The sequence below is a fragment of the Alcaligenes sp. 13f genome, from assembly GCF_020496585.1.
GTDB lineage: Bacteria > Pseudomonadota > Gammaproteobacteria > Burkholderiales > Burkholderiaceae_B > Alcaligenes > Alcaligenes phenolicus.
The window spans coordinates 1-519 of sequence record NZ_JAHKKC010000064.1; the positions used below are offsets into that span (position 1 = coordinate 1).

Here is a 519-nt window from a genome sequence, read left to right on the forward strand (position 1 = left end):
CTGACGCGGATGCCGACGCCGACGCCGACGCCGACGCGGATGCTGATGCAGATGCTGATGCCGACGCTGATGCCGATGCCGACGCCGATGCCGACGCCGATGCCGATGCTGACGCTGATGCAGACGCCGACGCGGATGCCGACGCTGATGCAGACGCTGACGCAGACGCCGATGCCGATGCAGACGCCGATGCTGACGCCGATGCCGACGCGGATGCCGACGCCGACGCGGATGCTGACGCGGATGCTGACGCTGATGCGGATGCTGACGCTGACGCCGATGCTGACGCAGATGCTGACGCTGATGCGGATGCAGACGCTGATGCCGATGCTGACGCGGATGCTGATGCCGATGCAGACGCGGATGCCGACGCCGACGCTGATGCCGATGCCGACGCGGATGCCGATGCCGACGCGGATGCCGATGCCGACGCCGATGCTGATGCCGATGCCGATGCAGACGCCGATGCAGACGCGGATGCCGACGCCGACGCCGACGCCGACGCCGACGCCGATGCCG

At 68.6% G+C, this 519-nt stretch carries 1 protein-coding gene; it reads left to right on the top strand.

The features are described from left to right. A partial coding sequence (locus tag KOE80_RS20140) for a hypothetical protein (RefSeq protein WP_226349846.1) occupies positions 1 to 519 on the top strand: 519 nt, incomplete at both ends.